Here is a 21,374-nt window from a genome sequence, read left to right as displayed (position 1 = left end):
TCTGCCGGGGATTATCTGTGCACTTAAATCAATTAGATTTTGCAGGCGGTTCTGAGATCGTCTACAGCATCTGTCTTTTCCCATGTAAAGTCCGGGTTGTTGCGTCCGAAATGGCCGTAACATGCGGAAGGCTTGTAGATGGGGCGTCTAAGATCAAGTCTTTCAGAAATGTACCAGGGACGCATATCGAATACTTCTTTAACAGCTTTGGTCAGGGTTTCATCATCAACCTGTCCAGTGCCGTGTGAAGTTGCCAGAACTGAAACAGGTTCAGCAACACCGATCGCGTATGCAACCTGAACTTCAGCGCGTTCAGCAAGACCGGCTGCAACAATATTTTTTGCAATGTAGCGGGTCATGTAGGCACCGGAGCGGTCAACTTTGGACGGGTCCTTACCGGAGAAAGCACCACCACCGTGGTTACCCATTCCACCGTATGTATCCTGAATGATTTTACGTCCGGTCAGTCCGCAGTCACCCATTGGGCCGCCGATAACAAAACGTCCGGTGGTATTGATGTATATTTTGGTCTTATCATCAATCATTTCTGCCGGCAGAGTTGCCAGAACAACTTCTTTCTTGATTGCATCATAAAGGTCCTGATGACCGATTTCTTCGTCATGCTGTGCAGCGATAACGACATCTGCAATACGAACCGGCTTGCCATCAAAGTATTCGAAAGAAACTTCTGTTTTTCCGTCGGGACGCAGGAAATTGAGAACTCCGTTTTTGCGGACTTCTGTCAATCTGCGGGAAAGTTTGTGGGACCAGTAAATAGGAGCAGGCATGAGAGTGTCGGTTTCATTGCATGCAAAACCGAACATCATTCCCTGGTCTCCGGCACCCTGACTCTCAGGGGACTCACGGTCTACACCCTGAGCAATGTCGACGGACTGTTTGTCGATGGAAGAGAGCACTGCGCATGTGTCAGCGTCAAAGCCCATATCAGAATTTACATATCCGATTTCGCGGATTGTATCACGAACGATAGCCGGAAGATCGGCATAACCGCTGGTGCTGATTTCACCGGCAATAAAAGCCATACCGGTGGTAACGAGTGTTTCGCATGCTACCCTTGAGTTAGGGTCCTGCTCAAGCAGGGTGTCGAGAATAGCATCTGAAATCTGGTCGGCCACTTTATCGGGGTGGCCTTCAGTTACTGATTCAGAGGTGAAAAAGTACTTGCCTTTGCTGCAGATCATTAAAGTTCCTCCTGAATTGGATAAAAAAGACCGGTATTGATTTTTTTTTACCGATCTGATGCCTTCAGTAATTATGCATACCGGAAAATCCCGGCAGTTTAGGGTCGGAACCCTACATTTAAACGAGAATATTGTCTATAAGTCTTGCTGAAATCAATTTAACAGCAACAGCACAGAGTGCCGGGCCATTAATTTTTTTAAGCGGAGTGATGTCGTCTGGATGAACAATCTCAATATAATCAATTGTTCCCAGCGGGATTTCCGAGTTGTAGAACTCTTTTAAATTTTCCTTGAGTACTTCACAATCGACAATGCCGTCATCCACCTGCTGTTTCAATCTCAGCAGACCCTTGCGTATATTGGGAGCCTGAGCCAGTTCATCTTCTTTCAAGTAAACATTTCGAGAGCTGAGAGCCAGACCGCTTTCTTCTCTTACAATAGGTTGAGAAACAATATCAATAGGAATATCAAGGTCACGGACCATTCTTTTTATCATTGCCAGCTGCTGCCAGTCTTTTTGGCCGAAAACTGCAACATTAGGCTGGGCCAGCATAAAGAGTTTGGTTACAACCGTTGCAACTCCTCTGAAATGTATGGGTCTTGATGCTCCGCAGAGATTCTGGGTCAGGTCTGGAACGGAAACCCAGGTGCTGTGATTTTCATGATACATTTTTGCCGGGTCCGGTGCGAAAAGGATGTCGACCCCGTTTTTTTCAGCCAGAGCAGCATCCCGGTCAAGGTCGTGAGGATAACTTTCCAGATCTTCATTCGGACCGAACTGTGTCGGATTAACAAAAAGGGAGCAGATCAGGACATCAGCTTTTGGCCTGGCTGTTTGCATCAGGCTTAAATGTCCATTGTGAAAGTAGCCCATGGTCGGAACCAGTGCTATGGTTTTACCCTGAGCGCGTATTTCCAGCGCTCTTTTTTGTAACTCTTCAGGATTTTTTATGATTTCCATGATAGCTCTATAATATGGAATACTGTTTAAGTTTTAGTGGACCGGATAACAGGCGAAGCCTAGTTACCTTTATCATTTCGGGCTGTCTATAGTAAATAGAAGCTTGTATTGAAAGCCGTTGCAGGGTAACAACATTTTCCATGAACAAGGATAGCCTTTTTGAAGATAATGTGACCCTGAGCAGGCAGGATCTCATATACTATGAGCATGCCCTTAAAGACGCTGTAAGCGAGTTTCTTCCCTATGAATCATACAGTCTGTATTTTCCGAAGCCAACCGGTGATACTTCCTCGTCTCTGAAGGCTAAATACCTTCGTGACAGCAGGGAGCTTATGCTTCCGCTGGTTTTAAGAGGCGCAGAGCTCGGGTATTTCATCGCCCGTGGTGTGGATATAGAATCACCGGAATCAACCGGTTTCTATCTTCAGGCTCTGGCTTCAGCCGCTCTGGAAAAACTGCTGCTATATAAATCTTCGATTACCGATTCACTGACAGGGCTGCTGACCCGGGAGCAGTTTCTTAAAAAGGTAGTTAAGGAACTGGACCTTATACAAAACTGCCTTATGCCCGCTCCAGGCGGATGTAAAGACCCCGGCATACCTACTTTCAGTGGTTCTCTTGGGGTTATTCTTGTCGATCTTGATAATTTTCAGCGGATTAACGATCGCTATGGGTTCCAGTTCGGAAATTCAATTATAAGCCGGGTGGCTGCAAAACTTCGTGAGCTTGCTCCGCACCCTGTTATCTGCTCCCGCTATCTTGATGATAAATTCGCTTTAATGCTTCCTGACGGCAGACCCCGCACATGTGCCGATCTTGCGGAGCGTCTCAGGGAAGCTGTTGAAAGTATTCCGGTCTCGGATGATGTTACCGGTGATATTATAAAAATTTCTGCCAGTGTCGGGTATGCCAATTATCCTCAGAGCCTATCTGGTGCTCATTTTAAAACCTCCGCTTATGAGCAGAGCCGGATCATAATGCGCAAGGCTGAAAAAGCTGTATCCACCGCTAAGGATATGGGGCGCAATCAGGTTTTTGCCTATTCAGATATCCTTAAAAAAGGCGGCAAGGTTCTCGAAGTTCTGCCGCTGCAACGGCTGGCTTTAAGCATTGGTCACAGTGTTGATGCCCGTGAAGGTTCACGGTTTCTTGTCTGGGCTCCTGAATTTCATTCCGGATATCAGGGACGTATTACCGAAGATGAAAGAATCTCCGGTTCCTACCCGACAATGTATAAAGCTGAAGTTGTACTCATTGAGGTTCAAAATGATGTGGCTTTTGCTGAAATTCTGCATTTGAGCGATCCTGCATGGCCTGTTGTTTCAGGAGACAGGCTTACTCTTCTCGAAGAAAAGAACAGCTTTTTTGATACTCAGGCCGGTCCTGAAAGCGGAAAATCTCCGCAGAAGGATATGGTTACCGGACTGTACAGCTATCGTGATTTTATCGGCCGTTACAGCAGACTCAGACAAAATGAAGATCTTTTTTCCATTGCCGTTTTCAGGCTTTCCGGCAGTCCCGGAGAGCAGGGCGGAAATTTTCAAAAGTTCAACGATGCGCTGGTTCAAAAAGTTGCATCCAGAGCAGAAACTTTCTTCCCCGAAAATGTTACGGGCGGTCGTTATAGTTTAAACAGCCTCATATATTACTTTCCCTCAACTGAAAGTGATAATGTGATGGGCTTGGCCTTAAGGCTTGTCCGGGAATGTGCGGAAGATTTTGCAATTGATCTATCTTCCGGTGTTGCCGGTTATCCTTTTCTTAATTTTTCACGCAGCGAGGTTCTGGATAACTGCCGTAAAGCTTTGGATCATGCCATGATGCTTGCAGAGCCTAAAGTTGCCCAGTTCGACTCTGTTTCTTTAAATATTTCCGCTGACCGCCTTTATGTGGATGGTGATATTTACGCTGCTGTAGAGGAGTTCAAAGCAGCCCTTCTTGCCGATCCTGATAACATTCTTGCCAGAAATTCTCTGGGAATATGTTATGCCCAGATCGGGCGGCCTGAACAAGCAGCCAGAATGTTTGAGGAGGTTCTTGATATCACTCCGAATAATATTATGGCTCTTTATAATCTCGGTTGGGCCTGCCACATGATTGGCGAAATGGACAAAGCCAGATGCTCATACGAAAAGTGTCTTGAGCTTGATCCTGACAATGTTTTCAGCCTTGTCAGGCTCGGACTTCTTGCTGAGCATGATTCTGATTTTGAAAAAGCAAAGGAATATTATTTGAGGGCTTCAGTTCTTAAGGGCGGTGATTCTCTTACAATGCGCCATCTGGCAAGGCTGGCCTATAATGCCGGTGAAGCCGACAAGACCAGAGAATATCTGCATCTAGCTCTTAATGCCAACCATAATGATGCCGCGTCCATGAATCTTCTGGCCAGACTTTATCTTGATAATGGTGAGGACCCTCAGGTTGCAGAGGTTCTTGCAAGACAGAGTTCCGCGCTTAAACCGGGCAACAACAGATATTGGAAAACTCTTTCTGACGCCCTTGAGGCTCAGGGAAAAATTGAGGAAGCTGCTGAAGTCCTGTCGAGACTGGCAGGGTAGTCCTTTGCGGCTGGCATTGAAAGGATGGGTAGATATCTTATACCAATATATCTGATTCTTTCAGGGCTTTTATTTTTTCATGCTTTCATTCCGCTGATTGTTTTTGAGAAAGAACCTGAGATTCCGGTCTTTCGGGAAAGCATTCAAAACAGGTTCAGACTTGGAAAAAGGGATCTGGTCCCTATTCCTTCTTTGTTCAGTCAGGTTGCTGATGAATTTGATTTACCCATGGAGCTTCTGCACGCTGTTGCCAGCCATGAGAGCCATTACAAACCGTGGGCCGTTAATATTTCCGGCAGGAGCTACTATCCCGCTACACGCAAAAGAGCCCTCGAAATAATTAAAAAATCAGGTGCAAGAAGTTACGATATTGGTTTGATGCAGGTAAATTCATTCTGGATTGAAAAGTTCGGTCTTGATGTTGCCGATGCCATAATTCCTGATGAAAATTTACGGCTTGGAGCATGGATACTCAGATATTGTTTCAAACGCTATGGAAACAACTGGAAAGCTGTCGGAGCCTACCATACCGGATCTCCGGCAAATCTTCCTGAGAAAGCGGAAGTATACGCACGGCAAATCTATAAAAAGTATCTGATAATGAAAAATAAAAGATGATTTATAGCTTAAAGCTTTGAATTATAATATCAGTAGAAGATTCAGTGAAGTATTGTCTGTCAAAGTACGAATTTTTTTAGATTTTGTCAGAGGAACATGATGAAGAATCAGGATTTTGTTTTGTTTAGGATTGGGGATTTCCATCTCGCCCTGCCTACTTCCGTGGTGCGTTCAGTTGAAAGATCCGTTCTGGTTGCCGCTTTGCCCGACGCTCCTGATCCGGTTATGGGAGTCGTCAACTATGCTGGTGAGACTGTACCTGTAATAAATCTGCGCCGTAAAATGGGGCTTCCTTCACACGAAGTGGATTTGAATGATCAATTTATTTTTACATCACGCGGAGAGCTTCCACTGGCTCTTGTTGTCGATGAAGTTTCAGAGGTCATAACCCTTTCCGAATTTGAAATTAAAGGTTCAAAGTCATTCTGGCCGGGGCTTACTCTTGTTGATTCCGTGTCGGGACACGATGGTAAAATAATATATATTCAGAGTGTTGATGGATTTTTAAGCGAAGATCAGGTCTTCAATCTGGTGGAAGCTATGGAAACAGCTGGTATCAAGGAAACCGGAGCCTGATGATTGCATGAAGTTATTAAATGAACAGCAGCTTTTAAAATTTGCAGATATTATTAAGGATAAGTTCGGTCTGGAATTTACCCCGGAACGCTGTGAGGACCTCAACCGGGTTATGAGCAGTTTTATCAGTGAAGCTTCACCCGAAGAACCTGTTTCAGGATTTATAGAAAGATGTCTTCGCGGCGGACTTACTGAGCGGGAACGTGAAATATTAATTGATCATCTGACTATCGGCGAGACTTATTTTTTCAGAGAACCGAGAGCGTTAAAAGTCATTGAACAGCATATCCTCAAACCTCTGTCTGGAAAAGGCAGCGGCAGGGATGGTGCTGTAAGAATCTGGAGTGCTGCCTGCACATCAGGTGAAGAGCCATATACTTTTGCAATGATGGGAGACAAGCTTGGTATCCCTATGGAGATTGTTGCTACAGATCTTGATTCCAGAGCTCTTATGCGAGCCAGAAAAGCGGTCTATAGAAAATGGTCTTTTCGTAATGAGCAGGCCCTTGCTCTGAAAGAGCGCTACTTTGAGACGATCGGTGAAAATTCTTTTAAATTGAGTTCTGAAATTGCTACACGGGTTAATTTCATGAAACTTAATCTGGTCAAAGGGATGATTCCTGCTTCCATGGATAGTTTTGACCTGATTCTCTGCCGTAATGTGCTGATGTATTTCTGCAACAGTGTTGTCGGCAGTGTACTTAATAAAATGCATAAGGCCTTAGCAGAGCAGGGTCATTTTGTTTCTACAGCAAGTGAATCATGTCTTATACTTGAACATGGTAATTTCCATTGCAAAAACATCGATGGACTCCTTTTGTTTTCAAAACATGCTGATAGTAACGACATTACATTTTCAGCATGCGAAGCAATAGATAAGTCCAGCATGTATGGAGCTGAAAGCAATTCTTTGAGCATAGACGAAAGTTTAGTTTATGAAGAATATGCTTCCGGATATACAATAGATGATAACAGCACTATCTCCGGGAATACTGTAGCTGTTGACAGTTATTCAGATTCAGGTTCAATAGATCATCAATATTCTGATTCTGTGTCAGATTTGGAATCTGATAGTACTGCTGTTGTCGAAAGCGACCATGCTGTAAGTGAGTTGCTTTTGAAGGGGCGTGAACTCCTCAATTCCGGAGATTGTGAAGCCGCAAGAGAAATATGCATGAAAATTTTGGAAGTGGACCATATCACTCCTGAAGCCTATTATCTGCTTGGAGAAATAAATTTTAAAGACCGGAATACTGATGAAGCTTTAAAGTTTTTTCGCAAGACACTTTATGCAGATTCAGGAATTGTGATGGCTGACGTAATGCTTGGTAATATCTACCTTGACCGTGGAGACCTGCGGTCAGCTTCAGTCCATTTCAGGTCTGCTCTCAGAAATTTATGCGGTTGTGAAAAAGATGATATCATAAAATATTCCGGCGATCTTACCGCAGGACGGCTTGCCGAAATGATAGAAAAGCTGGCCACGGTCTGTGAAGATCGTCAGCAGCGCAACAGGATTACACTGTGAATGAATCAGCTGGACACAAAAACGATCGGGAAATTCTGCGTGAACGTGCGAAAAACCTTGCCCACCGGGATGACCTCTTATTTGAGGAAGAGAGCAGGCATATAGGCGCGCGTGACTATCTCATTATTACTTTGTCAGGTGAAAAATTTGCTATTGAAACAGGTTTCATTAAGGAAATACGAAAAGTTGAAGGGCTGACCCGCATACCCTGCACTCCGGGCTGGATGGCTGGAATTGTCAGCTTAAGGGGATATATCCTTCAGGTTGTTGATCTGTCCTTATATCTCGGCCTCAGCCGTTCCGGTAAAAATTCCGCGGATGAGCTGGTTATAGTCGGCAATGAGGATATTGAATTTTGTCTGTTGGTTGAAGCAGTGCATGATGTCCGCCTGATTGAAGACTCAAAGATTTCCAGACAGACAGAAAAAGGGTTTGCCGGGGCCGCATATTGTGCCGGAATAACCGGGGATAGAGTTTTTGTTTTTCAGACGGAAAAACTCATAAATGATCCCGGACTGGAAATTGATGAGGATGTTGTTTCTGTTCCCGGAGCTGTTTCGGGCAACTGGTAGGTTAATAAATCTGCTGCCATTTTTTTGTAGGTGCTAAATGAATGATGACCTAAAAGCCAGACTGCTGAAAGCCTTTGAGGGAGAAGGCCGGGAAAGAATTCAGGTTTTGACCGCTGATATTCTTGCTCTTGCGAAAGGCCCTGACGAAACCGAAACACAGGTGCTTGTGGAAAGTGCTTTTCGGGAAACCCATAGTCTTAAGGGAGCAGCAAGAGCCGTTGGGCTAAGTGATGTCGAGCGGTTTTGTCAGGCGATGGAATCTGTTTTTTCCGTTCTTAAAAAAACGGGACGCGCTCCATCGTCGGAGGCCCGTGAATATCTGGTCAGCTGGGTTGATCTGCTCTCAGATTTATTATTGCAGCCCTCAGGTGATGGTAGCGGCAAAGATGGAAGAATTTCTCTGGCTCTGTCCAAAATGCGGGAGCTTTCAACCTCTGCAAGGCTTTTTGATGATGGACACGGTAATGATGATATCTCCCTGAGCAGCAAAAAAAATTCCAATGAAGAATCCGGAGAAAAATCTGCCAGTCCTGAAACAGAGCCTGACGGGAATATAAATTCAACTGAAAAAAATTTTGAACCGCTTAAGCCCGAAAATCCTGCTGAAGAAAAATTACATAAGAATACAGCTCCTGTTCCTTCACTGGGAGAAACAGTCAGGGTCGATGCTTCACTGCTTACGAATCTGCTTTTGCAGACTGAAGAATTGCTTTTTTCACGAAATGCCCTTGAATCGAGGTCTCAAGTTCTTTTTGATATCTCTGAACGCTTTGAGCAGTTATCCAGATCATTACGTGAATTTTCTCTGGAACGTGAGGTTGGGAAAAAACAGATAACTGACGAAAACTTCAAACGTTTCAAGATGAGCATGAAATCCCTTAGCGAAGAGTTGCAGAGAGTTTCATACAATTCGAGAAAAGGGCATTGGGAGCTATCTTCAAGAGTTGACGGATTGATCAGTGAATTCAAGACTTCAATGCTGCTTCCTTTTTCTTCTCTTCTGGATATTTTCCCTAAAATGGTCAGGGATATCTGCCGCGAAAGTGAGAAAAAAGTTGATTTTAAAATAACAGGGCAGAATGTCAGAATTGACCGTAGAATTCTTGAAAGACTTAAAGACCCTTTTATTCATCTTATACGAAACGCAATAGACCACGGAATTGAATCTTCGGATGAAAGGCTTGCCAGTAAAAAGCCTGAAACCGGTAAGGTTTCAATCGAAATTTCAAGGCTGGACCGTGATGTAATCCGTATAATTATCAGGGATGACGGCGGTGGTGTAAATCTTGATGTTTTGAAATCTTCTTCCATAGCCAAGGGTGTTATTTCAAAGGATGCCGCTGACCTGATGGATCGCAGGGAGCTTATCAATCTTATTTTTCTTTCCGGGATGTCCACCAAAAAGATTATTTCCGATATTTCCGGCCGCGGGCTGGGAATGGCAATTGTCAGGGACAGGATTGAGACCCTTGGCGGCAATGTTTTTGTCTCCAGCATTACCGGTAAGGGAATGCGGGTGGTTATCAATCTTCCTGTGACACTGACTTCTTTTAGAGGGCTTGTTGTTGAAAGTGCCGGGCAGTCTTTTGTCATACCCAAAAATGTCGTCAGAAGAGTTGTACTGGTCCGCAATGAGGATGTGGAACTTTCCGGCGGCAGGGAAACAATTATTTATGGTTCAAGGACCATTCCTATTGTTTCGCTGGCTGATATTCTTGAACTGAAGAATGACAGCGAGGAAAGGCGTTCATTCCCTGCGCTTATACTGGGAAAGGGGCGTATGCTCGTTGCGGTCACCGTTGATTCCCTTGCAGCCGAGCAGGATATTATGTCCAAGCCTTTCGGTTCCAAAATAAAAAGAGTCCGCAATGTTTCCGGGGTTTCAATGCTCGGCAGCGGAACTCTAGCTCCTATTCTGCATGTACCGGATATACTTAAAACAGCTATGGGCCTTCACTCCGGGGTGGGAACGATTTCAGTTTCGCATGTTAAGCAGGTTCAGGAAATGAGGACCGTACTCGTTGCCGAAGATTCCATAACTTCAAGAGTTCTTTTGAAAAATGTTCTTGAAGCTGCAGGTTATAATGTTGTTACCGCGGTAGACGGACAGGATGCCCTTGTAAAAGTGAAAAGCGCGGAACCTGATGTTCTGGTCTCAGACGTTGAAATGCCTAACCTTGATGGTTTCGGACTTACTGAAAAGGTCAGGAAAATTGATCGCTTTGCCAATCTTCCTGTGATTTTGGTAACCTCACTCGGCTCGAAAGAGGATCGGGAAAAAGGTGTTGATGCCGGGGCAAATGCTTACATTGTCAAATCAAATTTTGACCAGAGCAATCTTTTAGACGTTATTGCAAGGTTCTGTTAAAGAAATTTCAGTGTAACCGGCTGGTTGTTAATTACAGTGAGAGGTCCTTTTTTGATCAGAATTTTAATAGTTGATGATTCAATCTCTGTGCGTGAGCTTCTATACAGATATTTTTCCGATCAGGAAGATATGGAAGTTGCGGGCATGGCTGTGACAGGTGCTGAAGCTATTGAAAAAGTTCATAAGCTGAAACCTGATATTGTGACAATGGATATTCACCTTCCCGATATGGATGGGTTTCAGGTCACACGCCGGATTATGGAGGAATCGCCACTTCCCATTGTAATCATCAGCTCCGTTGCCAGCCCGGATGATTCTGACGACGGTTTTCGCGCTCTTGATTCCGGTGCTCTCACTCTTATTGATAAGCCGCGGCTATGCGATTCAGATTTTGAAGACAATATGAACGACATAATTCACACTGTCAGGCTTATGTCCGAAGTAAAAGTCGTTCGTAGAAGGATTAAAAAGAATTTAATAAATTCGGGTCCAGTCCTTTCAGGACGGTCCGGTATTAAAGACAGTACTCCAAAAGAAAATATTGAAGCCGTCTGCATAGGAACTTCAACCGGAGGACCACAGGCATTAAAAGCTGTTCTTGGTGCTCTGCCTGAAAATTATCCTTTGCCTATACTTGTCGTCCAGCACATGTCCAAAGGTTTTCTGGAAGGGATGGTCAGCTGGCTTGATAATGTTATCCCCCTGAAAGTTAAAGCGGCAGATGCCGGAGAAACAGTCAGAGGCGGTTTTGTTTATTTTGCCCCGGAAGAAAAACACATGCGTGTAAATTCTGATTTGACGGTATCATTTTCTTCAGGTTCAGCTTCCGATGGCATAATTCCAAGTGTAAGTGTATTGTTTGCCTCAGCCGCAAGAAACCTCGGGCATAGAGCCGCAGGCATTATTATGACCGGAATGGGCCGTGATGGAGCGGCGGAACTTCTTGAGATGCGCAAAGCGGGGGCGTATACCATTGCGCAGAATAAAGAGAGCTGTACTGTTTATGGAATGCCGGGGGAAGCTGTAAAGCTCGGCGCGGCAATTGATATTTTACCTCTTGAAGAGATAAGTGGAGAATTGTTGAATTTTGCAGGAATAAAGAGCTGACGCTCAATATTAACATGGATAAAATCATGACCTCTGAACGGATTTTAGTTGTTGAGGACAGTCTTACGCAGGCTGTAAAGCTGGAATATTTTTTAAGCAGTATAGGTTACTCTGTTCTTGTTGCCGATGATGGCGAGAGCGCCATATCTAAAATGGACAGTTTTAATCCCGATCTGGTCATAAGTGATGTTGTTATGCCCGGAATGGATGGGTATGAATTATGTTCACAGATAAGGCAAAACGATAAATTTCATTCAGTTCCGGTTATTCTCCTTACCAGTCTTTCTGATCCGGGCGATGTCCTGCGCGGGCTTAAGAGCGGGGCAATAAATTTTGTTACGAAACCTTATGATGAAGATTTTCTGCATTCCCGTATCCGCCATGTACTTGATCACAATCATTATGAAGCTGAAACAGGAAATACCCGTGAAATAGAATTTGAATTTCACGGTGAAAAGCATTCAATAAGTGCCGATTTCGGTCAAGTCTTCCATCTTCTGCTTGCAACTTATGAAAACGCTCTGCTGCAATCAAAGCAGCTGGATCAGGCCTACCGTCAGCTGGCTCATCAGGAGGAGCAGCTTCGTTCGGTTCTGGCTTCAATTTCATCAAGTATTGCTGTTCTTGATACGGGAGGCCGGCTGATTACAGCAAATCCTTCTTGGAATGATTATTTCGCTATAGATACCGGTGAAACTCTGGTCGGCTCTGATTTTCTTGAATCACTTTCGGCCATTGGCTGCCCGGAAGATATTCTGGTGGCCGTAGCCAATGGACTAAAGGAAGTTATAAACGGTCACGATGAACATTTTCTAATAGAGTTTTCCTATCCCTTTAAGGGCGAAAAAAAATGGTGTCAGCTCGACATTACCCCCATGGGCGGGGAAACCGGAGGAGCTGTTGCCGCGGTAATCGACATCACCGGACGTAAGAAGCTTGAGCGGGAACTTATTATGGCCCGTGACGGAGCCCAGAAGGCCAATAAATTCAAGTCGCGGTTTTTGGCTTCAATGAGCCATGAGATAAGGACTCCTTTGAATGCTGTTATCGGTCTGACTGATCTGACACTGCTGACTGATCTTAATGTGGAACAAAGAGATAACCTCGAAACCGTAGGGCTTTGCGCCAACCAGCTTTTAAGCGTAGTAAACGACATCCTCGATTTATCCAAGGTTGAAGCGCGGATGCTTAAACTGGAAAATGAAGATTTTAGTTTGAGCGATGTGCTATATTCTGTAGTACGCAGTCTGTCTCATCAGGCTGAATCCAAGGGACTGGTTATCGACCTTGATATCGATGAAGATGTTCCTGAAATAGTCTGCGGTGATCAGGGTCGGCTTAAACAGGTTCTGTTTAATCTGATCGGAAATGCCTTGAAATTTACTGGTAAGGGAGGAGTCTATGTTCAGGTTTCCCCTTCCATCGATCAAAATGTTTCAGGACGGCATGATGTTGTTTTCACTGTAAGAGATACCGGTATAGGTATTCCTGAAGATCAGCAGGATGTTATTTTTGAAAGCTTCCGTCAGGCTGACAGCTCAACTACAAGAAAATTTGGCGGAACCGGTCTTGGTCTGGCAATTTCTCGTGAAATTGTGGAGATGATGGGCGGGCAGATAGGTGTACGCAGTTCTGTCGGCCTTGGCAGTGTTTTTACTTTCAATGTTCTGCTTTCTCCGGGAGACCCGGACAAAGTTGAACTTTATGCCCTTGAGTCTGATACTCTGCCGGATGCTGATAAAAAGAGATTTCATATCCTTCTTGTAGAAGATAATTCCATAAATGTAAGAGTTGCGGGTCGTCTGCTTAAAAAAATGGGGCATACCTGCAGGGAAGCAGAAAACGGGGTGAAGGCTGTTGAAGCCTTATCCAAAGAACATTTTGATCTGGTGTTGATGGATATTGAAATGCCTGAGATGGACGGCTTTGATGCTGCAAAGGCTATTCGTCAGGGCGGTGCTGGATCGGCATGTGTTGAAATCCCGATCATTGCAATGTCCGCTCATGCCATGAGCGGGACAAGGGATAAAAGTATCAAATCCGGTATGAACGGTTATATTACAAAACCGGTACAGTATGCCGACCTTGAGGCTAAGATTCAAAAGGTTATGGAAGGACGGGCTGACTCCGGGGACCATGATTTCGACGAAAACGAGCATTTTGGAGTTCCGGTTCTGGACAGGCAGAAAGCTGAAGAAATGTATCATGGAGACAATGAGCTTTTTGAGGAATTATGTTCAATGTTTCTTGAGGAAACACCGGAAGACCTCAGACAGCTTCTGACAGCAGCCTCCAGAAGAGATTTTCGCAGTGCGGAAAGGATAGCCCATACTTTGAAAAGCACCTGTGCGGCCATCTGCGCTCCAAGGGCAAGAGACATAGCTTATGAAATGGAAAAGGCTTTTCGCTATCACGAAGGTAGCGGCTTTGAAAAACTGGTTGAATCTTTCAAGGCTGAAAACAAGCGCATAAGTGAAGCCATTGAATCTTACAAATAATCTCAGGCTCCTATTTGAGTTCTTGCTGATATAATTATGTAAAACCGCACCAATGATCTATCATGAAAAAGGGCCGGATAATTTAATTATCCGGCCCTTTATATTTTTGCTCTTATGGCTGGCTATACTGCTGTTGAAAAAGCTTCGTTGACTATTTTCTTGGCTTCTTCCTGAATAGAAACGAGGTGAGCCAGACCTTTGAATGATTCCGCATAAATTTTATAAATTGACTCGGTTCCTGAAGGTCTTGCCGCGAACCATCCGTTCTCGGTTATAACTTTCAATCCGCCTATGGATTGATTATTTCCGGGAGCTGTTGTCAGCTTGCTTTCAATCAGTTCTCCGGCAAGGGTTTTAGCCTTGATCATATCCGGGGTAAGACTGCTGAAAGCTTTTCTCTGTTCTTCAGTTGCTCCGGTATCAATCCTTTTATAAACAGGTGAACCGAATTTATTTTCAAGGGCGGTGTAAAGTTCGCCCGGATCTTTACCTGTTATGGCTGTTATTTCCGCAGCAAGAAGGTTCATGATGATACCGTCTTTGTCAGTGGTCCAGACAGAACCGTCTTTGCGCAGGAATGATGCTCCAGCACTTTCTTCACCGCCGAATCCGCAGGTTCCGCTGAGCAGTGGCTCCACGAACCATTTAAATCCAACCGGAACTTCCATCAGCTGGCGATCAATTGATGCTGCGACTCTGTCTATCATAGAACTGGAGACCAGAGTCTTACCCACCATCAGATCTTTTCTCCAATCCGGGCGGTTGGTGTAGAGATATTCAATTGCAACGGCAAGATAATGATTGGGGTTCATCAGCCCGCGGCTTTTGGTGACTATACCGTGCCTGTCAGTATCAGGGTCGTTTGCAAAAGAAATATCGTATTTATCTTTCAGTTCAATAAGCCCGGCCATGGCATAAGGAGAAGAGCAGTCCATACGGATTTTGCCGTCTTTATCCACATGCATGAAAGCATAAGCCGGATCTATGGTTTTGTTGACCACGTTGATATCAATTTTGTAGCGCTCGGCAATCGGTTCCCAGTAATCAATTGCTGCCCCTCCGAGAGGGTCCACACCTATTTTCAGTCCTGCACGGCTTATAGCTTCCATGTCAATAATATTGCAGAGATCATTGACATAAGGTGTTATGAAGTCGTGCTCAGTTGTGGTGCCGGCTTTCATTGCCTTTTCGAGAGTAATCCTTTTCACATCCTTGAGCCCGTTTTGCATTATTTCATTGGCTCTGTTCTGGATGGTACTTGTGACCGTGGTGCTTGCCGGGCCACCTTCCGGAGGATTGTATTTAAATCCGCCGTCACGTGGAGGGTTATGGGATGGAGTTATTACCACACCATCGGCTTTGCCGCAGCTTTTTCCTTTGTTAAAAGTTAAAATAGCATGCGAAATTGCCGGGGTGGGAGTGTACCCCTTGTCATTTATAAATACATCAACTCCGTTTGCTGCAAAAACTTCCAGAGCTGTTATCTGTGCCGGTTCAGACAGTGCATGCGGGTCCTTTCCTATAAAGAGCGGACCTGTATACCCCATTTTTTCACGATATTCACAAATGGCCTGACTGATAGCCAGAATGTGGCCTTCGTTAAAAGAGCCGTCCAGAGGGCATCCTCTGTGTCCTGACGTTCCGAAGGACACAAGGTTTGAAGGAATGGAAATATCAGGTTTAATCGTGTAGTATGCAGCTACGAGTCGTGGAATATTTTCCAGAATTTCAGGTGGGGCAAGTTTGCCCGCAAGATTGCTCAAAGACATAATATCCTCCACTTTTTCGTGTGAAATTCAAGATTATCAAACAGGCCCAAAAAGACAACTGTAAAGAGAAGGTGTCCTGAATTTTGATGATTACAAGTTCTGCCTGCCGGATCGAGTATTTAACTTTTCCTGATTTTATATGCATCAGGAATATTGCAGAATGGTTACTTTTATACGTTGCTAAAATTTCAGAGCGGCCCGCCTGTGATTGATTCCCAGTTGCCGAGTACCCCAGCAAGATAGCATATCCCTGCTGTAAATGAAATCAGCGAAAAAATAATTTCCCGTGTTCCCGATGCTGAAGACCCGCGATTTAAAAGCTGAAAAAAAACAGCTGATCCTCTGAGAAAATATAAAATACCGATGATTACAACAAGAGGACCTTTGAATGGAAGATCCCGGTATAAATCCGCTGCGGAAAAAGCGTAAAGTCCGAAAACGGCAAAGACAAGTGCGATGAAAATTGTCAGCAGGGGTGGTATCACGGACCCCCTGCGGGCCATGAGGACCAGATCCTCTCCGGCCCCGAAGTAATCGTATGCTTTAGGTCCGGCGGCTATTATTACTATGTGCAGCAGAGCTATTGCGAAACTTATAATGCCTGCCACGCATAAAAAGTAGCTGGGGTTTGTCATTCAGTTTTGCATCCGCAGTATTCTCAAACACAGTGAGAAGTTACTATTATCAGGATTGTTGAAAAGTATATAAACTCTTTTTCAAAAGATACCAAAAAAGTTTTATATTTTCCAGAGAAGGGCAGCCCCCGACCTCCTGCGCATATTAAAAAACAGGCTTCCGCAATAAATTCGGAAGCCTGTTTTAAATTTAATTATACCAAGCGGATTAAGAACGTGATTCTTCGAGATCCTTGATCATTTCTTCAGGAATATCATATCCGCTCTGTTTTGCTTTTTCAATACATTCAGCAGCCTTGTCGAAATCTTTCTTTTCTATGTAGCACAGTGCAAGGTTGTTCCATGCCGGACCAAAATGTTCCTGAATTTTTACTGCTTTTTCGCAAACTTCGATGCAGTCGTCCAGTTCTCCTTCCTGAAAGTAAGCACTTCCGAGAGTGGAGAGGGCCTGAACAAAATTCGGATCATATTTTACAGCACGTTTGAGAGCACCAATGGCTTTATCTACATCACCTTTCTGGAGGTATACGAAGCCTATGTTACCCCACGGAACAGCGAAGAAAGGACGCTGCTGTGAAGCCTGAATATTATAGCGCAGGCATCCGTCTATGTCGTTTCTCTGCAGGCAGATTCCGCCGAGCTGAACGTATGCTTCAGCCATTTTCGGGGATTCGTTGATTGCACTTATGAATTCACGTTCAGCTTCCATGAAATCACGTTTGGAGAGATATGCAACGCCAAGATTGTAGTGGGTGTTGCTACAGGTAGGGTTCTTGGCTGATTTGGCTTTGAGGTCTTCAATATAGTCATCAAGGTTATCGAATTGCTGCACTTTATTATCCTCTTAATATTGCTTGCAGTTTAGGAAGCTTTATACGGCATAATGCCGGAAGCCTACTTGTTTAAATCAATAGATTTACCTTCGCGTTTGAGTAGTTCGTTGTACCATACGCAAAAATCAAAAACAGGTCTGACGCGTTCGATATTCATAACAAGGAGCACGCCGAATTCAGAAGCAGCCTGAAGGTATTCAGGATCTTGGGCGGACCTTGTTTCTCTCATAAACTGTTCGCACAGCTGTTGGGAGGTTCTGCCTGTTATATCCTGCCTCAGATCAATCGGGTCAAAGGGCATGGCAAAAGGTTCCCATTCGTCATAGCCTATTTTGTCAACAAACTTGCGCCGTCTGGGCGAAAGCTTTTCGTACATTATCCTTTTCTGTTCTTCAATCTGTTCCGGCGTCATGGTACTCATACTAAGCTCCTGTTAGTCCTTTTCCGGAGCCTGTCCGAGTGAAACAGAGTAATTACAGTCGGCACATGCAGACTTGTCTTCCGAACAGGTTGAGCAGGCTTGCGGAGTTACTTCCAGCGGCTCCGGTTCCGGTTCGGGCTCGGCCTTTTTACTGGTCCGTGCACCAAGGTATTCCATAGTGAAATCTGTCAGCAGGGCCATTGATGCCGGGATAAGCATCTCGCTTAATTCTTTATAAGAAGAATTAATGCTGTCAGAAATTTCTTTACTCAATTCGTAAAGCTTGTTCTGCAGCACATCCATATTCATGGCCGGGTACTGTTTACCTTTATCAAAACCGGATTTTCCGCAGCAGTGGGCTTCTCCGCCGATGTTCATCGGAGTTCCGTATATTCTGCATGTGAGCGGTCTTGATTCATAAAGATCACAGGAATCTTCCGTACCAAGAAGAGGGCAGCGGACTCTTGCGAGTGAAATTTCTTTGATGATTTCAGAGGCTGATTTTCCAGCCTGCGAAGCTTTAAATGCGTTTCTTTTGATTTTATGAATCTGGCGGTCGGCTTCATCCGCACGTTCAAGAATCTGTGAACGCTCCATGCCACTGTATTTTTCATTGAACTTGTGGTTCAGATACAGAGCCTCAACCAGTGTCAGGTCGAAAAGGGCATGGCAACAGTCGCTGCAACCTTTATGGCATTTTATGCCGTCGTCAGCCTGTTCTGCAACTTTATTAAAAGCACTGTCCACTTCGGCGACAATTGCTTCATATTTCGTAAAAATATCTTTGAACTCCAAAATACAACCTCCATTCTCTTTCAGAGCATATTAACCGGGATTACCGGATAAACTTTTTAAAAGTAAGTCGTCAATCCTTACAGTCAATGCTCAGGCTGGAAAAAATACGATTTGGTCAGCCGGATTCGAATCCGCTGATGATTGATGACAGCCGCACCAAGGGGAATCAAAGGCTGTTGTGGAATAAAAAATAGGCGGAAATCCGGAAAGGATTCCCGCCTTAAAGTCCTGCCTTAGGCAAGGAAGAAATTAGCTTTCTTCAATAGTGATGGCATCCTGTTCGCAAACTTCAACACAGGATTCGCAGCCGAGGCATTCTTCGCCGTTTACAACAACAGCTTTGCTGTCCTGAAGTTCGTAAACTTCTACGGGACATACATCAACACACTCGCCGTCACCAACACACTTTTCAACATCAACAGTTACGTTGTAGGCCATGGTCTAACCCTCCAAAAGATTATTTTTTTCAGCCTCTGAACGTATTTTGATGAGGCTGGGTTGTTCAGCCTCGGCAAAAAGTTCATTTTCCCAATTGTCACGAATTCAAAGAAATTCGTGGCATAATGTGGTACCGGGCTTTTGAAATGGAGATAGCTATATGACTCTTCTGTGTCAAGAAGCGATATGTAAAATCAAGGCTTATAATTCATTTTTTTTAACTTAATAAGATTCCAAAATTATTTAACATCTTAAAATAATATGTTTTTTAAAGTGCAATGAATTTATTGCCTGTAAAATGATAATGTCAATATGACTCTTGGCCCTGTAACTGGTTGATTTCGGGGCTATTGAGATAAATTCCCGGCTGGTCTATCGTAGCTTTTCAAATCAATAATCAAGGAGAATATATTATGCTGACAGCTGAGCAGCTCGAAAAATATTGTGAAGTTTTATGGTGGGGAATCACTACAGCCAGAACAGGAGAGTTCAAGCCCGGAGATAATATTCTGCTGCGCTACGAAATTGAGGCTCTTCCTCTGGCAGAAGTTATGTTCAAACTGCTGGTGGAAAAGGGTATGAATCCTATTTTGAGGATGGGGCTGACCCCGGACATGGAGAAATCTTTTTATGGCAAGGGTAATGATAAACAGCTGACCTTTGTTACTCCCGGTGAAAAAGAGCTGATTAACAATTTAAACGGTCTGATAGCATTGCTTGCACCGTCATCACTCACTCATCTTGCAGAAGTGGACCCTTCGAGGATCGGTAAATCTGCTGTTGCCAGAAAATTTATCCGCGACATAATGGATGTCCGGGAACAGAAAGGGGAGTTTGGCTGGACCCTTTGTTCATACCCGACCAAAGCTATGGCTGATGCTGCCGGTTTGGGAATTGAGGAATTTGCTGAACAGATTATCAAGGCCTGCTATCTTGATGACGATAAGCCGACAGAGCGCTGGATGGAAGTTTTTGACAGTGCTCTCAAAGTTAAAAACTGGCTGAACGGCATGGATATAGAAAGCTACAGGGTTGTTACTGAAAATTGCGATCTTAAAGTAAGCCACGGGGAATCACGCCGCTGGATTGGAATTTCCGGGCATAATATTCCAAGTTTTGAACTCTTCATTTCTCCTGACTGGCGTGGGACTGAAGGTGTCTATTATGCTGATCAGGCTTCTTTCAGATCCGGTAATCTTGTTCAGGGTGTAAAGCTTGTTTTTGAAAATGGAGTTGCCAAAGAGATCACCGCTGAAAAGGGTGAGGAGTTTGTCAAAAAACAGCTGGCTATGGATGAAGGGGCAGCACGTCTTGGCGAATTTTCACTGACTGACAGGCGTTTTTCTCAGATAGATAAATTTATGGCTAATACTCTGTATGATGAAAATTATGGCGGAGAATTCGGGAACTGCCATGTGGCAGTAGGTGCTTCTTATGCTGATACTTACGGTGGAAATCAGGAAGACCTTACTTCTGATTTGAAGAAAGAACTTGGTTTTAACGATTCTGCTCTGCACTGGGATCTTGTTAATACGGAAGATAAAAAAGTGTACGCCATACTTAAAGATGGTTCTGAAGTTTTAATATACGAGAGCGGTGAATTTCAATGCGAGTAGCTGCGAACTTTATTGCACGCTGTTTTTAACAGTTTGAGATAATATAAAATTAACGGCTGAATCTTTTTTACGGATTCAGCCGTTAATTTTTAATCTTTTATTGTGGCTAATGATTAAGCGATTAGTTCGGATATGTCATATTCTTCTGCCGCACAGGAATTAAGGAACATGATCATATAATCTCTTTTACTTTTTCCTATCTCAAGCTGTTCCTCAAAGAACAAAGAAACCTGAGCAAGACCAAATATATTGGAATAGTAATAAACTGCCGCCGTATGGGCATTCAGGTCTGCCCGGAAAGAACCGTCTTTAATTCCTTTATCAAATATTTCTTCAATATCTTTGATGAACTTAAGCTCCATGGATCTATATTCCATTTTATACGGCATAAGTTCATCTGACCATTCCGTCATGAGAAAAACAATTTCAAAAGCTGCCCTGAAATGACTCTGGGTTGTAGCTCGTGACAGCCATGCATCCATGAATTTAATAAGAATTTCGATAGGTGATGTAGTACTCTCCAGAATACCTTCAAAAAAGACTTCAAAAGGTCTGAAGGCGTGATCCATCAGCTGGCCGAAGACATCCGGTTTATTTTTAAAGTGCCAGTAAACTGCGCCCCTGGTGACTCCTGCCTCTACAGCAATGTCGTGGAGAGTTGTTTTAGAATATCCTTTTGTTCTAAAAACTCTGAAAGCTGATTCAATTATGGCCTGACGGGTTTTTTCAGCTTCTTCTTTAGTCTTTCTTGCCATTGTATTTCCTGATCCTTTTGCTTTTTTTCCTTTTGGATTTTATTATCTTACATTCATTTTTGTCACTTGTCATTAATGTCATCATATAACATAAATTGTGTTAACTGCATAAAAAAAGCCCTCT

Annotated in this window: 18 protein-coding genes; 9 read left to right on the top strand and 9 right to left on the bottom strand. The window is 44.0% G+C overall.

The window, feature by feature from the left end:
* Positions 1 to 32 precede the first annotated feature (32 nt).
* Together metK and panC are read right to left on the bottom strand one after the other, a co-directional pair.
* Positions 33 to 1,202: a methionine adenosyltransferase gene (gene metK / locus G496_RS0115470; protein WP_027180060.1), complete on the bottom strand. Its 1,170-nt coding sequence runs from the start codon at positions 1,200 to 1,202 to the stop codon at positions 33 to 35.
* Between the two features lie 118 nt (positions 1,203 to 1,320).
* Positions 1,321 to 2,163 carry a pantoate--beta-alanine ligase gene (panC, locus tag G496_RS0115465; RefSeq protein WP_027180059.1) on the bottom strand — a complete coding sequence of 281 codons (843 nt, stop codon included), beginning with the start codon at positions 2,161 to 2,163 and terminating at the stop codon, positions 1,321 to 1,323.
* Positions 2,164 to 2,303: 140 nt separating this feature from the next.
* On the opposite strand from panC, the gene G496_RS0115460 reads away from it, so the two are divergent.
* From G496_RS0115460 to G496_RS20070, 8 genes are all read left to right on the top strand, one after another.
* Positions 2,304 to 4,721: a tetratricopeptide repeat-containing diguanylate cyclase gene (locus G496_RS0115460; RefSeq protein ID WP_027180058.1), complete on the top strand. Its 2,418-nt coding sequence runs from the start codon at positions 2,304 to 2,306 to the stop codon at positions 4,719 to 4,721.
* Positions 4,722 to 4,745: 24 nt separating this feature from the next.
* Positions 4,746 to 5,339, top strand: a complete 594-nt coding sequence (locus tag G496_RS0115455) for a lytic transglycosylase domain-containing protein (protein ID WP_027180057.1) — start codon at positions 4,746 to 4,748, stop codon at positions 5,337 to 5,339.
* 99 nt (positions 5,340 to 5,438) lie between these two features.
* A complete protein-coding gene (locus G496_RS0115450; RefSeq protein WP_027180056.1) occupies positions 5,439 to 5,915 on the top strand; it encodes a chemotaxis protein CheW in 477 nt (158 codons plus the stop codon).
* Between the two features lie 7 nt (positions 5,916 to 5,922).
* Positions 5,923 to 7,443, top strand: a complete 1,521-nt coding sequence (locus G496_RS0115445) for a CheR family methyltransferase (RefSeq protein WP_027180055.1) — start codon at positions 5,923 to 5,925, stop codon at positions 7,441 to 7,443.
* Complete coding sequence (locus tag G496_RS0115440) at positions 7,440 to 8,015, top strand: chemotaxis protein CheW (RefSeq protein WP_027180054.1); 576 nt, start codon at positions 7,440 to 7,442, stop codon at positions 8,013 to 8,015. Before G496_RS0115445 ends, G496_RS0115440 begins: the two co-directional genes overlap by 4 nt.
* A gap of 37 nt (positions 8,016 to 8,052) precedes the next feature.
* Positions 8,053 to 10,383 (top strand): hybrid sensor histidine kinase/response regulator, encoded by a 2,331-nt coding sequence (locus tag G496_RS0115435; protein WP_027180053.1) that lies wholly within the window; start codon positions 8,053 to 8,055, stop codon positions 10,381 to 10,383.
* 51 nt (positions 10,384 to 10,434) lie between these two features.
* On the top strand, positions 10,435 to 11,490 hold the full coding sequence (gene cheB, locus G496_RS0115430; protein ID WP_027180052.1) for a chemotaxis-specific protein-glutamate methyltransferase CheB: 1,056 nt from the start codon (positions 10,435 to 10,437) through the stop codon (positions 11,488 to 11,490).
* Between the two features lie 26 nt (positions 11,491 to 11,516).
* Positions 11,517 to 13,988 carry a response regulator gene (locus tag G496_RS20070; protein WP_034633628.1) on the top strand — a complete coding sequence of 824 codons (2,472 nt, stop codon included), beginning with the start codon at positions 11,517 to 11,519 and terminating at the stop codon, positions 13,986 to 13,988.
* Positions 13,989 to 14,110: 122 nt separating this feature from the next.
* Here the strand turns inward: G496_RS20070 and pgm are convergent, their stop codons facing one another.
* From pgm to G496_RS0115395, 6 genes are all read right to left on the bottom strand, one after another.
* Positions 14,111 to 15,757, bottom strand: coding sequence for a phosphoglucomutase (alpha-D-glucose-1,6-bisphosphate-dependent) (pgm, locus tag G496_RS0115420; RefSeq protein WP_027180051.1), 1,647 nt, complete (start codon positions 15,755 to 15,757; stop codon positions 14,111 to 14,113).
* A 188-nt stretch (positions 15,758 to 15,945) separates the two neighbouring features.
* Positions 15,946 to 16,392 (bottom strand): hypothetical protein, encoded by a 447-nt coding sequence (locus tag G496_RS0115415; RefSeq protein ID WP_027180050.1) that lies wholly within the window; start codon positions 16,390 to 16,392, stop codon positions 15,946 to 15,948.
* A 208-nt stretch (positions 16,393 to 16,600) separates the two neighbouring features.
* Entirely contained in the window at positions 16,601 to 17,224 is a 624-nt protein-coding gene (locus G496_RS0115410; protein ID WP_027180049.1) for a tetratricopeptide repeat protein, read from the bottom strand.
* A 62-nt stretch (positions 17,225 to 17,286) separates the two neighbouring features.
* Entirely contained in the window at positions 17,287 to 17,646 is a 360-nt protein-coding gene (locus tag G496_RS0115405) for a hypothetical protein (RefSeq protein ID WP_027180048.1), read from the bottom strand.
* Positions 17,647 to 17,658: 12 nt separating this feature from the next.
* Positions 17,659 to 18,441, bottom strand: a complete 783-nt coding sequence (locus tag G496_RS0115400) for a YkgJ family cysteine cluster protein (RefSeq protein WP_027180047.1) — start codon at positions 18,439 to 18,441, stop codon at positions 17,659 to 17,661.
* A 249-nt stretch (positions 18,442 to 18,690) separates the two neighbouring features.
* Positions 18,691 to 18,879 carry a ferredoxin gene (locus G496_RS0115395; protein ID WP_027180046.1) on the bottom strand — a complete coding sequence of 63 codons (189 nt, stop codon included), beginning with the start codon at positions 18,877 to 18,879 and terminating at the stop codon, positions 18,691 to 18,693.
* A gap of 413 nt (positions 18,880 to 19,292) precedes the next feature.
* Between G496_RS0115395 and G496_RS0115390 the strand changes: the two genes are divergently transcribed.
* Positions 19,293 to 20,495, top strand: coding sequence for an aminopeptidase (locus tag G496_RS0115390; RefSeq protein WP_027180045.1), 1,203 nt, complete (start codon positions 19,293 to 19,295; stop codon positions 20,493 to 20,495).
* 113 nt (positions 20,496 to 20,608) lie between these two features.
* Here the strand turns inward: G496_RS0115390 and G496_RS0115385 are convergent, their stop codons facing one another.
* Entirely contained in the window at positions 20,609 to 21,250 is a 642-nt protein-coding gene (locus G496_RS0115385) for a TetR family transcriptional regulator (RefSeq protein WP_027180044.1), read from the bottom strand.
* Positions 21,251 to 21,374: the final 124 nt, after the last annotated feature.

This window comes from Maridesulfovibrio bastinii DSM 16055 (genome assembly GCF_000429985.1).
GTDB lineage: Bacteria > Desulfobacterota > Desulfovibrionia > Desulfovibrionales > Desulfovibrionaceae > Maridesulfovibrio > Maridesulfovibrio bastinii.
The sequence above is the reverse complement of the archived record's forward strand: the minus strand, read 5'-3'. Positions and strand labels throughout refer to the sequence as shown.

Coding starts and splice junctions, on each gene's coding strand:
- metK (WP_027180060.1), bottom strand. CDS start 1,202: ATGATCTGCAGCAAAGGCAAGTACTTTTTCACCTCTGAATCAGTAACT.
- panC (WP_027180059.1), bottom strand. CDS start 2,163: ATGGAAATCATAAAAAATCCTGAAGAGTTACAAAAAAGAGCGCTGGAA.
- G496_RS0115460 (WP_027180058.1), top strand. CDS start 2,304: ATGAACAAGGATAGCCTTTTTGAAGATAATGTGACCCTGAGCAGGCAG.
- G496_RS0115455 (WP_027180057.1), top strand. CDS start 4,746: ATGGGTAGATATCTTATACCAATATATCTGATTCTTTCAGGGCTTTTA.
- G496_RS0115450 (WP_027180056.1), top strand. CDS start 5,439: ATGAAGAATCAGGATTTTGTTTTGTTTAGGATTGGGGATTTCCATCTC.
- G496_RS0115445 (WP_027180055.1), top strand. CDS start 5,923: ATGAAGTTATTAAATGAACAGCAGCTTTTAAAATTTGCAGATATTATT.
- G496_RS0115435 (WP_027180053.1), top strand. CDS start 8,053: ATGAATGATGACCTAAAAGCCAGACTGCTGAAAGCCTTTGAGGGAGAA.
- G496_RS20070 (WP_034633628.1), top strand. CDS start 11,517: ATGACCTCTGAACGGATTTTAGTTGTTGAGGACAGTCTTACGCAGGCT.
- pgm (WP_027180051.1), bottom strand. CDS start 15,757: ATGTCTTTGAGCAATCTTGCGGGCAAACTTGCCCCACCTGAAATTCTG.
- G496_RS0115415 (WP_027180050.1), bottom strand. CDS start 16,392: ATGACAAACCCCAGCTACTTTTTATGCGTGGCAGGCATTATAAGTTTC.
- G496_RS0115405 (WP_027180048.1), bottom strand. CDS start 17,646: ATGAGTACCATGACGCCGGAACAGATTGAAGAACAGAAAAGGATAATG.
- G496_RS0115395 (WP_027180046.1), bottom strand. CDS start 18,879: ATGGCCTACAACGTAACTGTTGATGTTGAAAAGTGTGTTGGTGACGGC.
- G496_RS0115390 (WP_027180045.1), top strand. CDS start 19,293: ATGCTGACAGCTGAGCAGCTCGAAAAATATTGTGAAGTTTTATGGTGG.
- G496_RS0115385 (WP_027180044.1), bottom strand. CDS start 21,250: ATGGCAAGAAAGACTAAAGAAGAAGCTGAAAAAACCCGTCAGGCCATA.